Source organism: Plantibacter sp. MDV22-iso1 (assembly GCF_058408345.1).
The window spans coordinates 151,637-173,604 of record NZ_JBZVDY010000002.1; the positions used below are offsets into that span (position 1 = coordinate 151,637).

11 protein-coding genes are annotated in these 21,968 nt (G+C 70.5%); 3 read left to right on the forward strand and 8 right to left on the reverse strand.

Annotated features, from left to right (window positions below; genetic code table 11):
* Positions 1 to 134: 134 nt before the first annotated feature.
* A complete protein-coding gene (locus AC4PMY_RS11435; RefSeq protein WP_491622759.1) occupies positions 135 to 4,043 on the forward strand; it encodes a glycoside hydrolase in 3,909 nt (1,302 codons plus the stop codon).
* 86 nt (positions 4,044 to 4,129) lie between these two features.
* On the opposite strand, the gene AC4PMY_RS11440 is transcribed toward AC4PMY_RS11435, so the two are convergent.
* On the reverse strand, positions 4,130 to 4,696 hold the full coding sequence (locus tag AC4PMY_RS11440) for a heme-binding protein (RefSeq protein ID WP_079003139.1): 567 nt from the start codon (positions 4,694 to 4,696) through the stop codon (positions 4,130 to 4,132).
* Between the two features lie 193 nt (positions 4,697 to 4,889).
* On the opposite strand from AC4PMY_RS11440, the gene AC4PMY_RS11445 reads away from it, so the two are divergent.
* Together AC4PMY_RS11445 and AC4PMY_RS11450 are read left to right on the forward strand one after the other, a co-directional pair.
* Positions 4,890 to 6,086, forward strand: a complete 1,197-nt coding sequence (locus AC4PMY_RS11445) for a sensor histidine kinase (RefSeq protein WP_491622760.1) — start codon at positions 4,890 to 4,892, stop codon at positions 6,084 to 6,086.
* Positions 6,080 to 6,715, forward strand: a complete 636-nt coding sequence (locus tag AC4PMY_RS11450) for a response regulator (RefSeq protein WP_491622761.1) — start codon at positions 6,080 to 6,082, stop codon at positions 6,713 to 6,715. Before AC4PMY_RS11445 ends, AC4PMY_RS11450 begins: the two co-directional genes overlap by 7 nt.
* A 197-nt stretch (positions 6,716 to 6,912) precedes the next feature.
* On the opposite strand, the gene AC4PMY_RS11455 is transcribed toward AC4PMY_RS11450, so the two are convergent.
* The 7 genes from AC4PMY_RS11455 to AC4PMY_RS11485 form a co-directional block, all read right to left on the reverse strand.
* A complete protein-coding gene (locus tag AC4PMY_RS11455; RefSeq protein WP_056014456.1) occupies positions 6,913 to 7,182 on the reverse strand; it encodes an HPr family phosphocarrier protein in 270 nt (89 codons plus the stop codon).
* A 79-nt stretch (positions 7,183 to 7,261) separates the two neighbouring features.
* Positions 7,262 to 9,304, reverse strand: a complete 2,043-nt coding sequence (locus tag AC4PMY_RS11460) for a PTS fructose transporter subunit IIABC (RefSeq protein WP_491622762.1) — start codon at positions 9,302 to 9,304, stop codon at positions 7,262 to 7,264.
* 98 nt (positions 9,305 to 9,402) lie between these two features.
* Positions 9,403 to 10,404 (reverse strand): 1-phosphofructokinase family hexose kinase, encoded by a 1,002-nt coding sequence (locus AC4PMY_RS11465; RefSeq protein ID WP_491622763.1) that lies wholly within the window; start codon positions 10,402 to 10,404, stop codon positions 9,403 to 9,405.
* Positions 10,401 to 11,189 (reverse strand): DeoR/GlpR family DNA-binding transcription regulator, encoded by a 789-nt coding sequence (locus AC4PMY_RS11470; RefSeq protein WP_085512485.1) that lies wholly within the window; start codon positions 11,187 to 11,189, stop codon positions 10,401 to 10,403. Before AC4PMY_RS11470 ends, AC4PMY_RS11465 begins: the two co-directional genes overlap by 4 nt.
* A 257-nt stretch (positions 11,190 to 11,446) precedes the next feature.
* Positions 11,447 to 12,472, reverse strand: a complete 1,026-nt coding sequence (locus tag AC4PMY_RS11475; protein WP_491622764.1) for an HTTM domain-containing protein — start codon at positions 12,470 to 12,472, stop codon at positions 11,447 to 11,449.
* Positions 12,469 to 13,419: a DUF5819 family protein gene (locus AC4PMY_RS11480; protein WP_491622765.1), complete on the reverse strand. Its 951-nt coding sequence runs from the start codon at positions 13,417 to 13,419 to the stop codon at positions 12,469 to 12,471. Before AC4PMY_RS11480 ends, AC4PMY_RS11475 begins: the two co-directional genes overlap by 4 nt.
* A gap of 117 nt (positions 13,420 to 13,536) precedes the next feature.
* A complete protein-coding gene (locus AC4PMY_RS11485) occupies positions 13,537 to 21,924 on the reverse strand; it encodes a hypothetical protein (RefSeq protein ID WP_491622766.1) in 8,388 nt (2,795 codons plus the stop codon).
* Positions 21,925 to 21,968 lie beyond the last annotated feature (44 nt).

Sequence of the window (21,968 nt, forward strand, 5' to 3'; positions counted from 1 at the left end):
CGGCCATCGCTTGACACCCGAGCGAGGGGTCGCCCATACTCGTCGGAAATGTTGACGTGAACACGGTGGTTCGACGCCGCTAAATGTTCACGTGAACATCCCCTGCACCACGGCCTCCAACGAAGGAACCACCGATGACACTGCCGTCACCAGTCCGCCGACGAACGATCGGAGCGACCGTCGCCGTCGCCCTCGGCATCGCCGCGATCGCACCAGCACTCGCCACCGTGGACGCCGCTCCTGCGGCCGCCGCGGAGAGCACTCCCCTCACCATCACCCCCAACCCGGCCTACCAGAACGAGGCGTTCGAAGGCTGGGGAACGAGCCTCGTCTGGTTCGCCAACGCCACGGGCGACTACCCCGAGGACGTCCGCCAGGACCTCTTCGACAAGGTGTTCGGTGAGGACGGCCTCAACCTCAACATCGCGCGCTACAACATCGGTGGCGGCAACGCGACCGACGTCCCGCCATACCTGCGGGCCGGGGGCGCGGTCGACGGCTGGTGGAACCCGGACCTCGCAGCAAGCGACGCCGACGGCCCCATCACCTCCGACTACGCCGACCGCGACCGATACGCCGCCGCCTGGGACGCCGACGACCCGGCCTCCTACGACTTCGACGCCGACGAGACCCAGCGCTGGTGGCTCACGGCACTCAAGGACAAGATCACCAAGTGGGAGGCGTTCAGCAACTCCCCGCCGTACTTCATGACCGAGAGCGGCTACGCGTCGGGCAACTTCAACGCCGCCGACGAGCAGCTGAAGCCGGAGAGCGTCGACGACTTCGTCGCCTACCTCACCACCGTCGTCGACCACCTCGAGGCCGACACCGGTGTCGACTTCGACACCATCGACCCCTTCAACGAGCCGAACACGAACTACTGGGGCACCCAGATCGACGAGGCCACCGGTTGGCCGAAGGGCGGACGCCAGGAGGGTGCACACATCGGCCCGGCCATGCAGGACACCGTCATCAAGGCCCTCGCCGAGCGCCTCGCCGCCGAGGGCACCTCGACCGAGGCCGTCATCGCGGCCATGGACGAGACCAACCCCGGCATCTTCGCGACGAACTGGAACGGCTGGTCGCAGACCGCCAAGGACCTCGTCACGCAGCTCAACGTCCACAGCTACGGCCAGGGCGGCAGCGTCGTTGCACGAGACATCGCGAAGACCGCCGGCAAGCCGCTGTGGATGAGCGAGGTCGAGGGCAACTGGGACTCCAGCGGCAAGCACAACCTCACGAACATCGACAACGGCATCGGTATGGCCACGCACCTCATCGACGACCTCCGCAACCTGGAGCCGACCGCGTGGGTGCTCTGGCAGCCCGTCGAGGACCTCTACAACATGGAGAAGGTCGAGAAGCTCAACTGGGGCAGCGTCCTCATCGACTTCGACTGCAACGCCGAGGGCGACTCCGAGCGACGCATCGCCGACGGTGACGCCGACCCGAGCTGCTCCGTGAAGACGAACGCGAAGTACAACACGCTCCGCAACTTCACCCACTACGTGCAGCCCGGTGACCACCTCATCCCCTCCACCGACGCGCAGACCACCACAGCGCTCCGTGCCGACGGCACCGGTGCGACCCTCGTGCACGCCAACCCGTCGACCTCGGCTCGGACGATCACGATCGACCTGTCGAAGTTCGCGGACATCGCTCCCGGCGCGACGGTCACGCCGATCGTGACGACGGAGTCCCCCGCGGACGACGTCACCGCCAACGCACTCGTGCGGGGCGACGCCGTGTCGATCGACCCGGTGACCAAGCAGACGACACTCACCATCCCGGCGAAGTCGGTCACCACCTTCCTCGTCGACGGCGCGACCGGTGTCGCAGCCGATGCGGCACCGTTCCAGGACGGGCACGCCTACCAGCTCGTCGGCAAGCAGAGCTCGAAGGCGTTCACCGCCGCAGCCACGACCGGGACCGTCCCGGCCGGCACGATCACCCCGCGTGCCTCCGACGCCACGGCCGGTGCCGCACAGGTGTGGACCGCCGAGCGACTCTCGGGCGGCGGCACGAACACCGACCGCTACGCCGTCCGCAGCTCGTCCGGAGCACTCCTCTCCGCGAACTCCGCCGGCGCCTCGCTCGTCGTTGCGACGCGGGAACAGGCTGCGGCCGACCCCTCGCTGCAGTGGATCCCGACGACGACCGACGGCTCCGAATGGAGCCTCGTGAACGTCGGCACCAGCCAGGCCCTCGAGGTCGGCGGGCAGTCCACCACCACGGGCGCCGCCGTCGGCGTCTACCAGTCGAACAACGGCGCGAACCAGACCTGGAGCTTCGTCGACACCGCCCTCACGGGGGTGCAGCCGGTCACGCTCCAGACCGTCGCCGGTGTTCCGGCGGCGCTGCCCGCGACCGTGGTGCCGCTGTACGGCGCGGTCCAGGGCGCTCCGGTGCCGGTCACCTGGGACACCTCCGCCGTGGACTGGAACACGCCGGGCACGATCGTCGTGAACGGTTCCGGCACCGACGGGTGGGGCGCGGCGTTCACCGCGCAGGCCACCGTCGACATCGGCGGCTTCACGACCACCGAGCCGGTCTCCCTGACGGTCGCGGCAGGGTCCCCGGCGAGCACCGTCATCGCAGCGGCACCCACCACGGTCCCGGCGCAGATCGGCGCGAGTGTCAACCGCTTCGACACGGCCGTCACGTGGGACTTCAGCACGCTCGACGACGCCGACCTCGCCGACACCGGTGTGGTGCAGGTTCGCGGCGCGGCTGCGTCGAACGACCCGGCCGCGGCACCGATCGACGCACTCCTGTCGATCATCGTCACGGCGCCAGGTGAGCGGAACATCGCGCCGGACGCCACGACCGTCGCGAGTGCGACGTCCACCGAGTCCGGCTATCCGGCGAGCAACACGAAGAACGGTGAGCGGAACGACAAGGGCTGGTCGAACTGGCGCTCGTCGAACAAGCCGGCGAGCGACACGCTGAGCTACGAGCTCGGCGGTGAGCACACGATCGAGCACGTCACGTTCTACGCCTACAAGGACGGGAGCACGAACAGCTGGCCGAGTGCGTTGACCGTCCAGTTCCGGGACGCCGACGGCGCTTGGATCGACGCTCCGGGTGGGGCGGTCGCCGTGCCGGTCCCGACCGATGGGACGGCTCCGATCGTCGACGTCGACCTCGGTGGCGTCACGACGAGTGCCGTTCGTGTCGTCATGACGGCGTATGCGAACACCCATTTGGTCGTCTCGGAGGTCGAGATCTACGCGCTCGCACCGTCGGTAGCGACCGAGGCGAGCCTCGCCGCGCTGCGGGTGAACGGCACGCCGGTCGAGGGCTTCGATGCAGGCGTCCTCGAGTACGAGGTGCCGCTGGCAGGGTCCGCCGACCCGGTGGTCGACGCCATCCCGGCCGACCGCGACGCGACGGTCACGATCGAGCCGCTCGAAGCGGCACCGGCGGCTACCGCCCGCGCTGCGGCTGACGCGACCGACGGTGTCGTCATCACGGTGACGGCGGCTGACGGGGTGACCACGCAGTCGACGACGATCACCTTCGCCCGGACGGCGGTCGCGACCGCGACGCTGTCGAGCGTGGCCCGCGAGGGCGTGCCGACGACCGCGGCGGTCGTGGTGGACCCGGAGGACGCCACCGTGGTCTACGCCTGGCTGCTCGACGACGAGGTCGTGGACGGTGCCGACACGGCGACGTTCACGCCGCCCGCCGGCAGTGCGGGTGCCGCGCTCGCGGTGCGGGTCACGGTCTCGGCCGATGGCTTCGCGCCGGTGGAGACGACGTCCTCGCCGGTGACGGTGCTCGCCGCCGCGGTAGACCCGGGGACCGATCCCGGAACCGGCCCGGGGACGAACCCCGGAACCGGTCCTGGCACGGGCTCCAGTGGTGGCGCGGTCGGTGGTGGTGACGGCACGAGCTCGCCCTCGGGTGGTTCAGCCGCCGGCGCCGACTCGCTGTCGCGCACGGGCGTGGACGTATCGGGCGTCGGGCTCGTCGCGCTGCTCCTCGGCCTCGTCGGCTTCGCCTCGGTGCTGCTCGCGCGTCGCCGTCGCACAGCCAGCTAGCCCTCCATTCGCCCATCTTCGGGCGACGCAACGCCCGTTCGCCCAAACGTGGGCGAACGGGCGTTCGCGTTCCGGTGAGCCGACCGTCAGCTCGCCGCGTCCTCCGCCAGGACCGCAGCGCCCGCCGCCGCACAACCCTCGTCGACCATGCCGTCCGGGGCCCCACCGACGCCGATACCCGCGATCGTCGCCGTACCGACCTTGATCGGCACCCCGCCTGCCAGGAACAGCGTCCCCTCGAGGTCGCGAAGCGTCGCCCCGCCGCCCTCCGGCAGGCGCTCCGTCAGCTCGGAGGTGTTGGCTCCGAACGCCGCCGCCGTGTATCCCTTCTCGGCCGACGCCGAGAGGGTGTGCTCCGCAGCGCCGTCACCGCGGACCACGGCCTGCACTTGACCGAAGCGGTCGACGACGGAGACGGTGACGAACCCGACCCCGCTCGCTCGACACGAGTCCAGCGCGGCGGTCGCAGCTTCCAATGCTGCGTCGGCGGACAGCCGAGGAAGCTCGACGGTCCGGGATTCCGCGGCCTCGGCCACCGGCGACGCCGAGGTCGCGGTCGTCGGCGAGGCGGGGCCGGTGCAGGCGGTCAAGGTTCCAAGGACGGCGAGTCCGGCGACGATGGTGCCGAGGCGTGCGGTGCGTGACGATTTCATGGTGTTCCTCTGGGTTGTTCGTGCTTCGGCATCGGATGATGCGCTCCGACAACTCTCGTCCGGGCGGTGCTGCCTCCACCTCGTCCGCGCCGCCCGGATCCGGTCGGGCCGACGGCGGACCGGCCCTCATCCCTTCGGATGAGGCAGGCCCTCGAAGGCTCGCCTAGCATGGAGGGATCGCCGGAAAGGTCCCATGTCAGACGCTCGAACATCAGTCCAATCGACCCCGGACTCCCGCCCGTACCGCCGAGCCGCAGCCCTCGGCGCGACGCCCCTCGACGTCGTGCTCAACCTCACCTTCTTCGCGCTGCTCGTGACCTCGGCCGTGCGATACGTCATGAGTCACGGGGTCGAGGCGGTGAACTGGACCGTCGCTGCGCTGACCGTCGCGACCGCGGCCGCCTACCTCCTCGCCACGCGGAAGACGGGCGTCCGACACCGGATCCTCGTCGTGATCCTGCTCGCACTGTGGACGCTGCTCGTGCTCATCGCCCCGAGCTTCTGGTGGACGGCGTTCTCGGTCTACTTCCTCGCACGCCGCGCCTTCCCGACCGCGTGGATCGCCGTCGGTCTCGCCGCGGTCTGTGCGCGCTCGCTCCTCGTCCTCACCGGCGGCTTCGACTGGACGATCGTGGTGGGGACAGCGGTGGTGGCTGCGCTCGTGAGCGTCGTCACCTCACGGATCGAGTCGGACAACCGGACACAGGCGGCGCTCATCCGTCGACTGACGGAAGCCCAGGAGCGACTCGCCGCGACCGAGCGACAAGCCGGGATCGCTCAGGAGCGAGCACGGGTGTCGAGCGAACTCCACGACTCCGTGACCCAGGGACTCGCGAGTTCGCTCCTCATCATGGAGGCCACCGCGCAGACGATCGACACGTCTCCGGCCACCAGCCGCGCCCGTCTGCGCGAGGCGGTCGAGCTGATCCGCTCGACGCTCGGCGAGGCGCGGAACCTGGTCCACGACCTCGGTTCACCCCGGCTCGACGGCATCAGTCTCGCATCCGCGCTCGGACATCTGGTCGCGGAGACCCCCGCCGCCCAGCTGCGCATCGACGGCGAGCCGAGGCCCTACCCGCCTGAGATCGCCCATGCGATCCTGCGCGTCTGTCAGAGTGCCGTGCAGAACGCCGATCACCATGCCGGCGCATCGGCGATCCACGTCACCCTCAGCTGTCTGGCCGACCAGGTCGTCGTCGACATCGCCGACGACGGGGTCGGATTCGATGCGTCGGCGGTCCCCGAACCGTCGAGCACCGGCGGCTACGGGCTGCGGGCGATGCGGCAGCGGATCGAGCAACTCGGCGGTCGGTTCACGGTGGAGAGTGCCCCCGGTGACGGCACCGTGATCGTCGCCCAGCTCCCGACCGATGCGGGGTCGACGTGCTGAGGCTCGTCCTGGTCGACGATCATGCCGTGGTGCGAGCGGGTCTGCGCCTGATCCTGCAGACCCAACCCGACCTCAAGATCGTGGGTGAGGCGTCGTCCGGCGAGAACGCGGTTCCACTGGTCGCCGAGGTGCAGCCGGACCTCGTGGTCGTCGATCTCGCGATGGGCGACGGGATCGGCGGGATCGAGACGACCAGGCGTCTCCGCGCGCTCAGCCCGGCACCGCAAGTACTGATCTTCACCACGTACGACACGGATGCCGACATCGTCCGGGCCGTCGACGCAGGAGCCGTCGGGTATGTGCTCAAGACGTCGTCGCCCGAGGAGATCTTCCGCGCGGTGCGAACGGCAGCGATGGGACAGAGCGCGCTGAGCACACCGGTGGCATCACGGCTCATGCATCACCTGCAACATCGCCAGGAAGCCCTGACTCCGCGCGAGGCCGAGATCCTGGAGTTGCTCACGGACGGTCTCGGCAACCGCGAACTGGCGCGTCGGCTGTTCATCAGCGAGACGACCGTCAAGACCCACCTCGCGCACATCGACACGAAACTCGGGGTGGACGGTCGCGGCGCCGCTATCGCCGCGGCTCGACAGCGCGGCATCGTCCGCCCGCCCGAGCACCGCTGAACCCGCGAAAGCCCGCTCCCTGAGCCTGTCGAAGGGTCCACGAGCAACCACGCACGACACGAAACGGTTCCCCGAGGGCACTTCGACAAGCTCAGTGACCGGAACGGTTCCACGCTCCCTGAGCCTGTCGACGGGCCCACGAGGAAACCCCGCCGTCCGAGATGACTCGGGCGGCGGGGCTTCGTGGTGCGGGGTGACTACTCGGCGTCGAGGTCCGTCTCGAGGAGACCGGCGAGCTCGGCGAGCGCCTCGTCGGCACCCTCGCCCTCAGCGCGGAGGGTGACGACGTCGCCGTTGGTGGCGCCGAGGCTCATGATCGTGAGGATGCTCGAAGCGTCGAGCGGGCCAGAGTCGCCCAGCTCGATCGTGACGGGCACCGGCTGGCGCTTGACCGTCTCGATGAAGAGCTTGGCGGGGCGGGCGTGCAGCCCGACGCGGCTGGCGATGGTGGCTTGGCGTTCGGCCATGATGATGCTCCTTCTGCGGTTCGGTTGGTGCCGGCCGGACCAGTGGATCAGGTCAGGCTGTGGATCGGACGGGTACGGATCAGACGGTCGCGGGCTCGGTGGCGACCGCGGGGGCTGCCGTGTCGGCACCCTCCACCGGACGACGACGGGCGAACCGCTTGAGCAGGACGACGGCGATCGCGGTGATGACTGTGCCGATCGCGACCGACAGGACGAACATCCCGATGTTGCCGATGGCGAAGAACACGAAGATGCCACCGTGCGGCGCCTGCGAGGTCACGCCGGTCGCCATGACGAGCGCACCGGTGGCGGCACCACCGAGGATCGACGCCGGGATGACGCGGAACAGGTCGGCCGCGGCGAACGGGATCGCACCCTCGCTGATGAACGCGGCACCGAGCAGCCAGGCGGCCTTGCCGTTCTCCCGCTCGACCGCGGTGAACGAACGACGACTGAGGACGGTCGAGGCGAGCGCCATCGCGAGCGGCGGCACCATGCCGGCAGCCATGACGGCGGCCATGATCTGCCACGGTGCCTGGTTGGCGAGCGTGCCAGCACCGAGACCGGCGACGGCGAACGAGTACGCGACCTTGTTGACGGGGCCGCCGAGGTCGAAGGCCATCATCGTGCCGAGGATCACGCCCAGCAGGATCGCCGAGACGCCGGTGAGGCCGGAGAGCCAGCCGTTGAGGCCGTTCATGAGCGCGGCGATCGGGCCGCCGAGGACGAGGATCATGAGACCGGACGCGACGATCGAACCGACCAGCGGGATGATCACGACGGGCATCAGCCCACGCAACCACCGCGGCACGTTCAGGCGACCGAGGCCGTAGGCGACACCACCGGCGAGCAGACCACCGACGAGCCCGCCGAGGAAGCCGGCGCTCATGAGGAGGGCGACGGCACCGGCGACGAACCCGGGCGCGATGCCCGGTCGGTCGGCGATGGCGTAGGCGATGTAGCCGGCGAGGGCCGGGACGAGGAACGCCATCGAGGCGTTGCCGATGGAGAACGCGACGGCGCCGAGGTAGGCGCCGAGTCCACCGGCCGGCAGGTTCACGAGGCTGTTCTCGACGATGATCTTGCCGGCGTTCTCGGTGATGTCGTAGCCCCCGAGGAGGAAGCCGAGGGCGATGAGCAGACCGCCACCCGCGACGAACGGGATCATGTAGCTGACACCGGTGAGCAGCCAGCGCTTGATCGACTGACCGACGTTGGCGTCCTTCTTGTCCGACGTCGACGCGGAGGCGTCACCGGCGGCGGCGGCGACCCGCGGGGCGTTCGGGTTCGAGATCGCGGCGACCGCGTCGTTGATGAGCTGTTCCGGGGCGTCGATGCCGCGCTTCACGGGAGCCTTGATGACCGGCTTCCCGGCGAAGCGCGTGACGTCGCGGACGTCCACGTCGACGGCGAAGATGACCGCCTGCGCCTTCGCGACGACGTCGGCGGGCAGCGGGGTCGCACCGGAGGCGCCCTGCGTCTCCACGTGCAGCTCGACACCGAGGCGCTTGGCGGTGGCGGCGAGCGAGTCGGCCGCCATGTAGGTGTGGGCGATGCCTGTCGCGCACGAGGTGACCGCGATGAGCACGGGCCCTGCGGTCTGGTCGCCGGCCTCGACGGGAGCCGTCGCGGCGCGCTCGGCCGCAGGAGCCGCTGCCGGCTTGGGTGCATCACCGAGCGCACCATCGACGAGGGCGACCACCGCGGCGGCGTCGGGCGCCTCACGCAGCGAGGTCACGAACTCGGGCTTGATGAGCGAGCGCGCGAGCTTCGACAGCAGGGCGAGGTGCGCCTGGTCGGCGCCGTCCGGGGCTGCGATGAAGAAGAGGAGGTCGGCCGGGCCGTCGTCGGAACCGAAGTCGACGAGCGGCGAGACGCGGGCCATCGCGAGCGTCGGCTCGGTGACGGCGGCCGAGCGGCAGTGCGGGATCGCGATGCCGCCGGGGATGCCGGTGTCGGTCTTGCTCTCCCGCGCCCAGGCGTCGGCGAAGAGGGCCTCGGTGTCGGTGGCACGGCCGGCGCGGACGACGAGCTCGGCGAGCGCGCGGATGACACCCGCGCGATCGGTGCCGAGGTCGGCGTCGAGGGCGACGAGCCCTGGGGTGATGAGTGGGGTGGACATCTGGGTTCTCCTTCGAAACGGATGCTGGTGCTTCGGGTGGTCGGGGCGGCCCTTCGACAAGCTCAGGGACCGGGGTGGGCGGTCAGGGACCGGGGTGGTCAGGGGGCGGAGGGGATCCGCTGCGGGAGCTGGACGACGCCGATGGCGGCGGCGTCCGTCCCGCTGAGCGCCGGTACGTCGCTGCCGGGGAGTGCCGCGGCTGCGGCTCCGTGGGCGACGGCCTGCGCGAGGCGTGCTGCAGGTGCGAGACCTGCGGTTCGGGCGATCAGGTAGCCGGCGAGGGAGGAGTCCCCCGCGCCGACGGTGCTGCGCGCGACGATCTTCGGGGCCCGGGCCGACCAGGCGGTGTCACCCTCCACCAGAACGGCGCCACGGGAGCCGAGGGTGACGAGGACGGCGGCGACCGGACCGGGTCGGTCCGTGGTGCCGATGAGCGTGGCGGCGACGGACGCGGCGAGCGCCGGGTCTGCCTCGATCTCGTCGCCGGACGCGGTGCCGGTGAGTTCGGCGAGTTCGGCGCCGTTCGGCTTGATGAGGTCGACGCGCTCCCCGGTGGCGGCGAAGGCGGCGAGGAGGGCGGCGAGCGGCTCCCCCGAGCTGTCGACGGCGACGAGCGGGCGGGTGCCGTCGGTGAGGGCGCGAGCGGCCCGGACGATGCGTGCGTAGAAGTCGGCGGGGAGGCCGGGCGGCAGCGAACCGGCGATGACGAGCCACTCGGCACTCGCGGCGGCACGGGCGGTCGCGTCGACGAGACGTGCAGCGTCGTCCTCGGTGAGGAGCGGGCCCGGCTCGTTGATCTTGGTGGTGGTGCCGTCGGGCTCGGTGAGCGTGATGTTGCGGCGCACGGGCTGCCCGGTCGGGACGGCGAGGACGTCGATCCCCTGCGCGCGCAGCGACTCGATCATGGGGTCGGTCGATTCACCGGGCAGGACGGCGATGGTCGCCAGCTCGGCTGCGGCGATGGCCCGCGAGACGTTGACGCCCTTGCCGCCCGGCTGCTCCCGGCTGGCGAGGGCGCGGAGGACCTCACCGCGCTCGACGACACCGGGGAGCTCCACCGTGTGGTCGAGCGAGGGGTTGGCGGTCAGGGTGATGATCATGCGACGACCACCTCGACACCCGCAGCCTCGAGGGCGTCCCCAAGGGTCGTCGGAACGACCTCGTCGGTGATGACGGTGTCGATCTCGTCGAGGGCGGCGAAGCGGATGAGCGCTTCCTCACCGAGCTTGGCGGCATCGGCGAGGACGACGGCCCGGCGCGAACCGCGGACGATGGCCGACTTCACGGCACCCTCGAGCTCGTCCGGCGTGCTGAGGCCGAAGTCGGCGCTGACCCCGTTGGCGCCGACGAAGGCGATGTCGGGGCGGAACCGGCCGAGCTCGTCGACGGTCGTGCTGCCGACCGCCGCGCTCGTGATGCCGCGGACGCGTCCACCGAGGAGGTGGAGTTCGACGTGGTCGCAGTGGTGGAGCGTCGCGGCGATCGGGACGGAGTTGGTGATGACCGTGAGCGTCTGGCCGGCGGTGGCCGGGCGCCAGGTGACGAGGAGGTCGGCGAGGTGGGCCGTGGTCGTCCCGGCGTCGATGACGATCGAGCCGCTGAACGTGGCCGGGATGAGCCGGAGGGCAGCACGGGCGATCGTGGCCTTCGCGTCGCTCCGCTGGCCCTGGCGATCGGCGAGGCTGGCCTCGGCGACGGAGGCACGCGCTGCGGAGACGGCGCCGCCGTGGACGCGGCGCAGGACGCCGGAGGTTTCGAGCTGGTCGAGGTCGCGGCGGATCGTCTCGGCGGTGACGCCCAGCTCGCGGGAGACGTCGGCGACGGAGACCCGTCCGCTCGTCTTCACCCGGCTGGTGATGTGCTCGTGCCGCTCCGTCGCGTACATGCGTCGTCCTTGACCTTCGTTTCCGGTGTTGCAGGCTTGCAGTGCGAAGAAAGTATCACACAAACACAGAGAAACACAGATCCAGTCGCGTCCGTTCGCCCATTTTTGGGCGAGGGAGCGTTCGTTCGCCCAAAGATGGGCGAACGGAAGGGGACCTCAGGGCGCGAGGGACGGGACCGGCAAGGAGGTGGCGGTCGGCGCAACCGTGGCGCCGACCGCCGGTTCGTCTCGCACCCGAACGCGCGAGACGGCTGTGGTCACGACGGCGAACCGGCCGACGTCGTGACGGGTCTTTCGGTCCTCTGGCGCTCCGGCAGCAGCTGGCGGAGCACTCCCCCGGCGTGCGACGCCCACCGACCGACGGCGACCCAACTGCGGTCGCGGACGAAGAGCAGGTCGAGCGCGATCATCGCGAGCGAGAACGGCCACAGCCCGAGGAAGAGGCCGATGCCGAGGTGCATCAGGATCGTGAAGCCGAGCGCGAGGATCCGCGTCGGCCGCCACAGGATCAGCACCGGGAACAGCAGCTGCACCCAGACCGACAGGAACGTGGCGACCCAGACGAACGGACCGACCTGCCAGGCGAGGTCGCTGAGTGCGGGGAACGGCCGGAACACGTCGAGGACGAGCGAGTAGTAGAACGCCGTGCCCTCACGCCACTCGGGACCCATGAGCTTGTAGATGCCGGAGTTCACGTAGACGAGCATGATCTGGTACGCGCAGAGCAGGACCGCCGTGTTGTTGGCGGCGTTCGCGAGCCACGCCGGGATCGCGAACCGACCGCGCAGGATCGGCCGCGGCGCTCGACCCCGCCGCTTGGCGAGCCACGCGTCGACGGACCAATGACGCGACAGGTCGGCGAACACGAGGAAGAGCAGCGTGATCCGGATGATGGTGTCGCCGCCATTGGTCAGCACCGTGCTGTTGGTCGCGAGCCCCACCCAGAACACGAGGAGGACGGGTGTGACGAACCGGGTCTGCCAGCCGATGAGGAACAGCAGTCCGAGCACGATGAGCACCCCGTAGGCGACGTCGAAGACGAAGGCGCTGTCCTTCGTGAAGACGAGCTCGAACAGCGGGAACCACGCGCGACGGTCCGCCTCCGGGTCGACCCACTTCGATGCGACGCCCCACAGGTAGTGGCGATCGGCGAGGCTCGTGAACAGGAAGCTGACGATCGCGACACCGTAGAGGATCCGGAGGGCGGAGAGGCTGTAGCCGGCGTGCTTGGCACCCGTGACCCAGCCGGCGAACCGGTCGAACCGCGCGCGGACGGCGTTCATCGTGCACCCCCGTAGCGGGCGATGACGTCCCGGTAGACGGCGAGGGTCTCCGGGTCGATGACGTCGTCGACGTGCCGCCAGCCGAAGGTGACGGCGGTGTCGTCGAACTGCTGCTCCTCGGAGAAACGGTTGTCGAAGTCGTTCGGGCGGGTGCGGTCGATCCGCCATCGGACGCGCTCGACGTCCTGGTCGAAGTACGCCGTCGAGAACGCGGTCGCGTACTCCTTGAGCATGTAGTCGTAGCGGAGGAACCGGACGATGTCGCCCTGCCCTGAGCCTGGGGTCGTGCTGACGGCGTCGAGGTCGGCGATGAGCGATTCGGCCGACTGCGCGCGATACCCGCCACCGTCGGCGCGCTGGATGAAGGTGTCGCGGACGATCTCGCGCTGCTTCGCGTCGAGCGCGAGGTACCGGGTGTTGTAGGCGAGCATCGCGTTCCACGAGGACTTCTGGATCCGCGACGGCTCGGCGTGGCCGGGGACCGCCTGCTGCTCGAGCTTCGTGACGTTGACCCAGTCGGACTTCACGAGCGTGCCGTCGGCGTCGCGCCACTGGGCCTGCACGGAGAAGGTGATGTTCGTCTTCATGATGCTCGGCGCGAAGACGTTCCACTTCTGCGTGAAGTACGGGCCGGCCGCGGCGACGACGGCTCCGCGGACGGGCGTGGTCGGCGAGACGATGACGAGTGTGCCGGCGACGTAGACGCCGACGAGGGCGATCGAGACCGCGGCGGCGATGCGCGCGGCCCGCTTCGGCGGGGCGGTTTCGTCCCGAGACGATCCCGCTCCCCGGTCCTGCCGACCGGACGCCGGTGCCTGATCGCCGTCCGGTTCCTCGGCGCCGTCCGGTCCCTGAGCCCCTTCCGGTCCCTGAGCCCCTTCCGGTCCCTGAGCTTGTCGAAGGGCGTCAGAACGCTCCCCCACGGATGTGCGTGTGATCGGAGTCACGGTTCCTCCTTGGTGCTGGGTGGTGATGAACCGCGGGGGCACCCGTTCGGTGGTGCCGTCCGCGGGGGAAGGAGTGGGCCGCGCCGACCCGAATGCGGCGCGGCCCACTCGGCGGGGTCACTCCAGACGCGCCCGTCGCGTAGCCACGAAGGCACCTCCGAGGAGGAGCATCGTGGCGCCGAGTCCCCCGAGCCACAGGCCGTCGAAACCGGTGCTCGGGAGACCGGGGCGTGACCCCGGTGCTGCGGCGGCCACCGCGGTGACCGTGAAGGCGGTCGCCTCGCGGTCAAGCGGCAGGTCGCCGGTCACGGATCCGGAGAGCTCCACCCGGTGGGCACCCAGCTCGATCGACGAGTCGACCGGGAAAGTGAGGGTGGCGTTGCCGGAGGCGTCTGCGATGACGGGCGTCAGGGCGAACGGCGTCGAGAAGACGGTCGCCGAGACGGTCTCGCCGGGCTCGAAGCCGGTGGCGTAGACCTCCTGGATGACGCCGGTGTCACGGACGATCGTCGAGTACTTGACGGTAGCCAGGCGGTCGTCGCCGGCATCGGTGTCACCGTCGGCGTCAGCTGCGGTGTCGGCGTCGGACGCCGTGTCCGCGTCGGTCGCCGTGTCCGCGTCGGTCGCCGTGTCCGCGTCCGCCGCGGTGTCGGTGTCGACATCTGCGTTCAGGTCGACATCCACTCCGTCGGACGCTGCATCGGTGTCAGCGGCTGCATCGACATCCGCGGCTGTGTCCGTGTCGACAGCGTCCACATCAGCAGCCGCATCGGCATCGACGAAGACGTCCGCATCTGTAGCAGCATCCGTGTCGGCCGCAGTATCTCCGTCAGCATCAGCGTCCACGTCCGCAGCAGCGTCCACGTCCGCAGCAGCGTCCGTGTCGGCCGCGGCATCCACGTCCGCAGCAGCATCGGTGTCCGCAGCAGCATCCACATCGGCAGCAGCATCAGTGTCAGCCGCAGCGTCCGTGTCGGCAGCAGCGTCCACGTCCGCAGCGGCATCCACATCCGCAGCGGCATCCACATCCGCAGCACCATCCGTGTCAGCAGCGGCATCCGTGTCGGCAGCAACGTCAGTGTCCGCATCAGCGTCCACATCGGCTGCGGCATCAGCGTCAGAAGCAGCATCCACGTCCGCAGCAGCGTCCGTGTCGGCCGCGGCATCAACGTCAGCAGCGGCATCCGTGTCGGCAGCGGCATCCACGTCGGCCGCAGCATCGGTGTCAGCCGCAGCGTCCACGTCGGCCGCAGCATCAGTGTCAGCCGCAGCATCCACGTCGGCCGCAGCGTCAGTGTCCGCATCAGCATCCACATCTGATGCTGCTGCCGACACGGATGCTGCATCAGTGTCAGCAGCAGCATCCGTGTCGGCAGCAGCATCCGTGTCAGCAGCAGCATCCACGTCGGCGGCAGCGTCAGTGTCCGCAGCAGCATCCGTGTCGGCCGCGGCATCCACATCAGCAGCAGCATCCACGTCCGCAGCAGCGTCGACGTCGGCGGCAGCATCCGTGTCAGCAGCCGCATCCGCATCCGCATCCACATCCGTTGCAGCATCGGTGTCGGCAGCAGCGTCAGTGTCGGCAGCAGCGTCCACGTCCACGTCCACGTCGGCGTCCACGTCGGCCGCGGCGTCGACGTCAGCAGCGGCGTCCACGTCGACCGCAGCGGCGTCGGTGTCCACGTCGACCGCTCCGTCCTCGATGGTGACCTCGGACTCGGCCGGCGTCTCGGAGACGTCGCCCTCGGCCGTGACGGTCACCGGGCCAGGCGTGTAGTCGTCCGGGATCGGCAGGTCCACGGTGAAGGAACCATCGGGGTTCGTCACCACGGTGACGGACGGTGCGCCCGGGATGGACACCGTGACGGTCTCCCCACCGGCGAAGCCCGTCCCGTCGACCGTGACCGACTCACCCGGCAGGACCGACGACGGATCGACCGTGATCGCCGTGTCGTACGCGAGGATCTCGATGATCGTCGTCGCCGGCTCGTCCGATGCAGCACCGAGTGCCGTCACCGTGACGTCGCCGAGCGCGTAGCCGTCGGGGACCGGCAGGGTCACGGTGAAGCCGCCGCCGGCGTTCGTCACCTGCGTGACGACCGGAGCGCCCGGGATCGACACCGTGACCGTCTCGTTGGCTGCGAAGCCCGATCCGGTGATGACCGTCGTGTCACCGGCGATCAGCGCGTCCGGGGAAGCGGTGATGACGGGCGAGAACACGATGGCGGTGACCGTGACGGTCGCGGTGGCCGGAGCCTGCGACACCGCTCCCTCCGCCGTGACGACCAGCGGACCGACCGGCGCATTCGCCGGAACGGTGATCCCGACCGAGAACTCACCGCCGCCGTTCGTCGTCGCCGGGACAGCAGTGCCGCCCGGGACCGAGACCGTGACGGACTCGTTCGCGGCGAAGCCGGTGCCTGTGACGAGCGTCGCTCCGCCGGCCGTGACCGTGCTCGGGTCGGCGGTGATCGCCGTCTCGTAGGCCTCGACCGTGAGCTCCGCCTCAGCAGGCGTCGCTGACGTCTCACCGACCGCGGTCACCGTGACGGGACCGGCGGGCGTTCCGGGCGGCACCGGCAGCGTCGCGGTGAACCCACCGTCGCCGTCCGCCGTCACCACGACGGGGTTGCCGCCGGGGATCGAGACGCTGATCGATTCGTTCGGCTGGAAGCCGGTACCGGTGACCGTGGTGGTCTGGCCCGGGTTCACCGTGTCCGGTGTGAGGGTGATCGCCGTGTCGTAGACCGTCGCCTCGACCGTGACGGTGGTGGTCGCCTCGGTCGCCGAGACGACGCCGAGTGCGGTTACCGTGACCGGGCCGGTCGCGAAGCCCTGCGGGACGGCGAACGTCGTGGTGATCTCACCGTCGGCGTTCGAGGTGACCGTCACCGGCGCGAGGCCGGGGAAGGTGACCGTGACGCTCTCGGTCGGAGCGAAGCCGCTCCCCGAGATCTCCGTCGAGGTCCCGCCGGGGACCGTCGCCGGGTCGGCGGTGATCGTCGGCGCGTAGACCACGTCGACCGTGAGGTTCGTCGTCGCAGGCGTGTCGGACGTCGCCCCGAGCGCGGTCACGACGACCACGCCCTCGGCGTAGTCGGCCGGCACGGGCAGCGACACCGAGATGGTGCCGGTCGCCGTCGCCGTGGTGGTCACCGGGTCGGCACCGGGGATCGAGACCGTGACGCTCTCGTTCGGTGCGAAGCCGGTGCCGGTGACGAGGGTGCTGGCACCCGCGACGACGGTGGCCGGGTCGGCGGCGATGGCCGTGACGTAGGTCGTGGCCTCGACGGTGAGCGTCGCCGTGGCGGGGGTCGCCGAGACGGCACCGGTGGCGGTGACGGTCACGGGTCCGAGCGGGAAGTCCGCCGGGAGGTCGACGCTCACGGAGATCTCACCGTTGCCGTCAGCCGTGGTGGGGATCGGCGTCGCGATGCCCGGGACGGTGACGCTCACGGACTCGTTCGACGCGAAGCCGTCGCCGGTGACCGTGGTGCTGCCGCCAGGGGCGACCGTCGTCGGGTCGAGGGTGATCGCAGTCTCGTAGGCCTCGACGGTGACCGTCGCGGTCGCATCCGTCGCGGAGACGGCGCCGGTCGCGGTCACGACGAGCGGTCCGGCGGGCGTGCCCGACGGGATCGGCAGGGCGGCGGTGAAGCCGCCGTCGCCGTTCGCCGTCACGACGACCGGCGTGCCACCGGGGATGGAGACCGAGACGGACTCGTTCGGTGCGAACCCGGTACCGGTGATCGTCGTCGAGGTGCCGGGGACCAGCGTGTCCGGGTCGGCGGTGATCGCGGTCTCGTACGGCACCACGGTCACGTCGGCATCGGCGGGCGTGTTCGACGTGTCACCGGTCGCGGTGATCGTCAGTGGCCCAGCAGGCGTTCCGGCCGGGATCGTCACGGGCTGCGTGAAGTCGCCGTCGCCGTTCGTCGTCACGGTGACGGGGTCGCCGCCCGGGATCGTGATGGTGACGGTCTCGTTCGGTGCGAAGCCGGTGCCCGTGACGGTGGTGGTTCCACCCGGGTTGACCGTCGTCGGGTCCACCGTGATCGCCGTGTCGTACACGACCGCTTCGACGAGGACCGAGGTCTGTGCCGGCGTGAGCGACAGGGCACCCGTGGCCGTGAACGTCACGGTCGTGGGGAAGAAGTCCGCCGGGAAGGCGACCACCTGGCTGATCTCACCGAGCCCGTTCGCCGTGGTCACGACGTCGTCGAAGCCGGGCGCCGAGATGGTCACCGACTCGTTCGCGACGTAGCCGGTGCCGGACAGGATCGTCGAGTCACCGGGGTTCAGCGTGGACGGCGTCGCGGTGAGCGTCGTGTCGAACGCCTCGACGGTGATCGTCGCAGTTGCAGGCGTGTTCGACACGGCTCCGACGGCCGTCACGACGACGGTGCCGGGGTCCGTGCCGGGCAGGATCGGCAGGATGGCGGTGATGTCGCCGTCCGGGCCGGCCTCCACCACGACGGGCGTGCCGCCGGGGATGGAGACGGAGACGGACTCGCCGGGCAGGAAGCCCGTTCCAGTGACGGTGGTGCTGCCGCCGGGGAGGAGCGTGTCGGGGTCGGCGGTGATCGCCGTGTCGTAGACCGTGGCCTCGACCGTGACCGTGGTGGTCGCTTCGGCTGCGGAGACGACGCCGAGGGCGGTGATCGTGACCGGACCGACCGCGAAGTTCTGCGGGACGTCGACGGTGGTCGTGATCTCACCGGCTGCGTTCGACGTGACCGTGATCGGGTCGAGGCCCGGGAAGGTGACCGTGACGCTCTCGCTCGGCGCGAAGCCGGCGCCCGAGATCTCGGTGCTGGTGCCGCCGGGGACCGTGGCCGGGTCGGCGGTGATCGTCGGGGTGTAGACGACGTCGACCGCGAGGTTGGTGGTGGCCGGGGTCTCGGAGACCTCGCCGAGGGCGGTCACGACGACCGTGCCCTCCGCGTAGTCCGCCGGGACCGGCAGCGAGACGGAGATGGTGCCGGTCGCCGACGCCTGCGTGGTGACCGCGGGCGCACCGGGGATGGAGACCGTGACGGTCTCGTCGGGCTCGAAGCCGGTACCGGTGACGAGCGTGCTCTCCCCCGCGACGACGGTCCTCGGGTCGACCGTGATGGCCGTGACGTAGGTGGTCGCCTCGACGGTGAGCGTCGCCGTGGCCGGGGTGGCCGAGACGGCGCCGGTGGCGGTGACCGTGACGTCGCCGAGCGGGAAGTCCGCCGGGAGCGTGACACTGACCGTGATCTCGCCGTCGCCGTTCGCCGTGGTCGTCACGGGCGTCGCGAGGCCGGGGATGGTGATCTCGACGGACTCGAGCGGAACGAAACCGGAACCGGTGACGACCGTGCTGCCACCGGGGGCGATGGTCGCCGGGTCGAGCGCGATGTCGGTGTCGTAGGCCTCGACGGTGATCTCCGTCTCGGCCGGTGTGGCGGAGACCGCGCCGGTGGCGGTGACCGTGAGCTGGCCGGCGGGCGTACCCGACGGGATCGGCAGGACGGCTGTGAAGCCGCCGTCGCCGTCAGCCGTCACGACGACGGGCGTGCCGTCCGGGTAGGAGACGGAGACCGACTCGTTCGCGGCGAAGCCGGTACCCGTGATGGTGGTCGAGTTGCCGGGGAGGAGCGAGGCCGGGTCGGCCGTGATGGCCGTGTCGTACGGCAGCACCTCGAGGTCGGCGGTCGCCGGGGTGGCCGACGTCTCACCGGTGGCGGTGACGACGACGGTCGCGGCGGGCGTGCCGTCGGGGACGGGCAGGTCGACGGTGAAGCCGCCGTCGCCGTCCGCATCGACGGTCACCGGGGTGCCGCCCGGGTAGCCGACGGTGACCGTCTCACCGGGCAGGAAGCCCGTGCCGGTCACGGTCGTGGTGTTCCCAGGGATGAGCGACGTCGGGTCGAGCGTGATGGCGGTGTCGTAGACCGTCGCAGTGACGGTGACGACGGTGGTCGCTTCGGTGGCGGACACGGCGCCGAGGGCGGTGACCGTGACGTCGCCGACCGCGAAGTCCTGCGGGACGGCGATGGGGGTGCCGATCGCGCCGAGTGCGGTGGCGGTGACGGTGATCGGCTCGAGGCCAGGGAACGTCACGACGACGTCCTCGCCGGGCGCGAAGCCGGCGCCGTTGATGATCGTGGTCGTGCCACCCGCGACCGTGGCCGGGACAGCGACGATCGACGTCTCGTAGACCACGGCGAGGTTGGTGGTGGCCGGGGTGTCGGACGTCTCGCCGAGCGCGGTCACGACGACCTGGCCTGCGGCGTAGTCGGCGGGGACGTCGAGCTCGACCGAGATCGTGCCGGTTCCGGTGGCCGTGGTGGTGACCGGGTTGACGCCGGGGATCGAGACGGAGACGGTCTCGCCCGAGGCGAAGCCGGTCCCGGTGATCGTCGTGGTCCCACCGGCGACGACACTGGCCGGGTCGGCGGTGATCGCGGTGACGTACTGGGTCGCCTCGACGGTGACCGTCGTGGTCGCCGGGCTGGCTGACGAGGCGCCGGTCGCCGTGACCGTCACCGGGCCGAGCGGGAAGTCCGCCGGGAGCGTGAGGCTGGCGGAGATGGTGCCGGTGCCCGTCGCGGTAGTGACGATTGGGTCGGTGAGGCCGGGGACGGTGATCGACACCGACTCGCCGGGCAGGAACCCCGTGCCGGTGATCGTGGTGCTGCCCCCGGGGGCGATCGTCGCCGGGTCGGCGGTGATCGCCGTCACGAAGGGGGCGACGACGAGGTCGGTGGTGGCCGGGGTGTCGGAGGTCGCACCGGTGGCGGTGAACGTCAGGGTCGCCGGGGTGAAGCCGGCGGGGATCGCGACGCTCTGGCTGATCACTCCGGCGGCGTCCGACGTCGTGGTGACCGGGTCGAGGCCGGGCGCGGTGATCGTGACCTGCTCGTTCGCCGCGAAGCCGGTGCCGTCGATCACGGTGGACTGGCCGGGGTTGACGGTCGCCGGTGTGGCGGTGATGGCCGTGTCGTACACGACGAGCGTCCCGCGCACGGAGGACGACGCGAGGTTGACCGTCGCGAGCGAGATCGCCGGGACGAGGGAGATCTGCACGGCGCGGACCGTCGATGATCCCGCCCCGAGGTCGCCGGTGGCCGGTTGCACGTTGGCCGTCACATCGGCGACGAGGCGGACGATGTTGAGGATCGGTCCGACGACGTTCGCGGCGAGGCCTCCGGTGATGCTGTTGAGGCCGGTGCCGAGCGTGTTCAGGCTGGTGAACGCGGTGGCGACGACGTTCTTGACGAGTCCGAGGACGAGGTTGACCACGCCGTCCAGCGTCAAGCCGAGGGTCGCGAGGATCGGGTTCAGCACGTTCGGGAGGAGCCCCGCCGAGGTGAAGGCGGCGGTACCGTTCTGGACCGCCCCGAGGGTCGAGTCGAGCGACAGGGAGATGACCGGCACCTGGGTGACCACGACGTTCGTCGTGACGTTACCGGTGACCTGGATGCGTGTGTTGTCCACGGCCGTCTGCAGGCCGGCGGACACGGCCGTGACCTGCGCGGTGACGGCAGACGTGATCGCAGCCGCGATGGCGGCACCGATCGGGCCGGACAGCAGCGAGGTGTTCGGCGGCAGGTCGTTGAGGTCGGGCAGCGTCGGGTCGTTCGCGAGCAGGGTCGCGAGGTCGACGGTCACCGCACCGGTGAGCAGGTTGACGGAGACGCCGGTCGCCGCCGACTGCGACGCCTGGGTGGTGAGGATCGTGTTGACCACGGTCGACAGGTTCGGCGGGGTGACCGTCCCCGTCGCGCTCACGCGGAGGACGCCGATGAGGTTCGCGTTCAGCGCGGTGTTGAGCGCCGAGGTGAGCCCGTTGAGCGTGGTCTGTAGCGGCGGGAGGAGGCCCGTCACCTGCGTGCCGACGTTCTGCACGAGGGGGCTCTGGAAGTTGAGCGTCGCACCGGCGATCTGGTAGTCGGGAACGGCCGTGGTGCCGCCCGTCTGCGAGATCGTGGAGGCGAGGGCGCCGAGGCTGAGGGAGAGGTCGCTGAGGATGCCGCCGGTCGGTGTCCCGACCCGGCCCAGCAGACCGGTCAGGTCGAGTTCGGCGTCCGCCGGCGGAGCATCGGGTCCACCGATCGAGACGCCACCCTGGTCGGTGACCGCGCCTGAGCCGGCGATCGCGTCGCCGTTGTCGGCGGCGGACCCGTACTGAGCGACGGCACCGAGCTCGATGACGCCATTGGCACCGAACAGTTGGAGCGAGTCGCCGAGGTCGACACCGAGGGTGTTGAGCACCTCGGCCGACAGTGGGTTCGCGGCGACGGGGTGGACACCACTCGGGTTCTCGGCGCGGGCACCGGCGACCGCGGCGAGGGCGTCGAGGTTGATCCCGGCCGCCTGGCCTCCGAGGAACCGGCCGAAGCCGTCGGAGACATCGGTCGGGGCCGCTGTGGCCGCCGTCGTCGATCCCATGGCGATGACCGTGCCGACCACGGCCATGGCCGCGACCTTCCACGCACGGCCTCGGCCGAGGATGCTTCGCTGCTGTTCCCCCACGGTGGAACCCTTTCTTCGGTGCACGGGCGAACCCGCGACTGGCG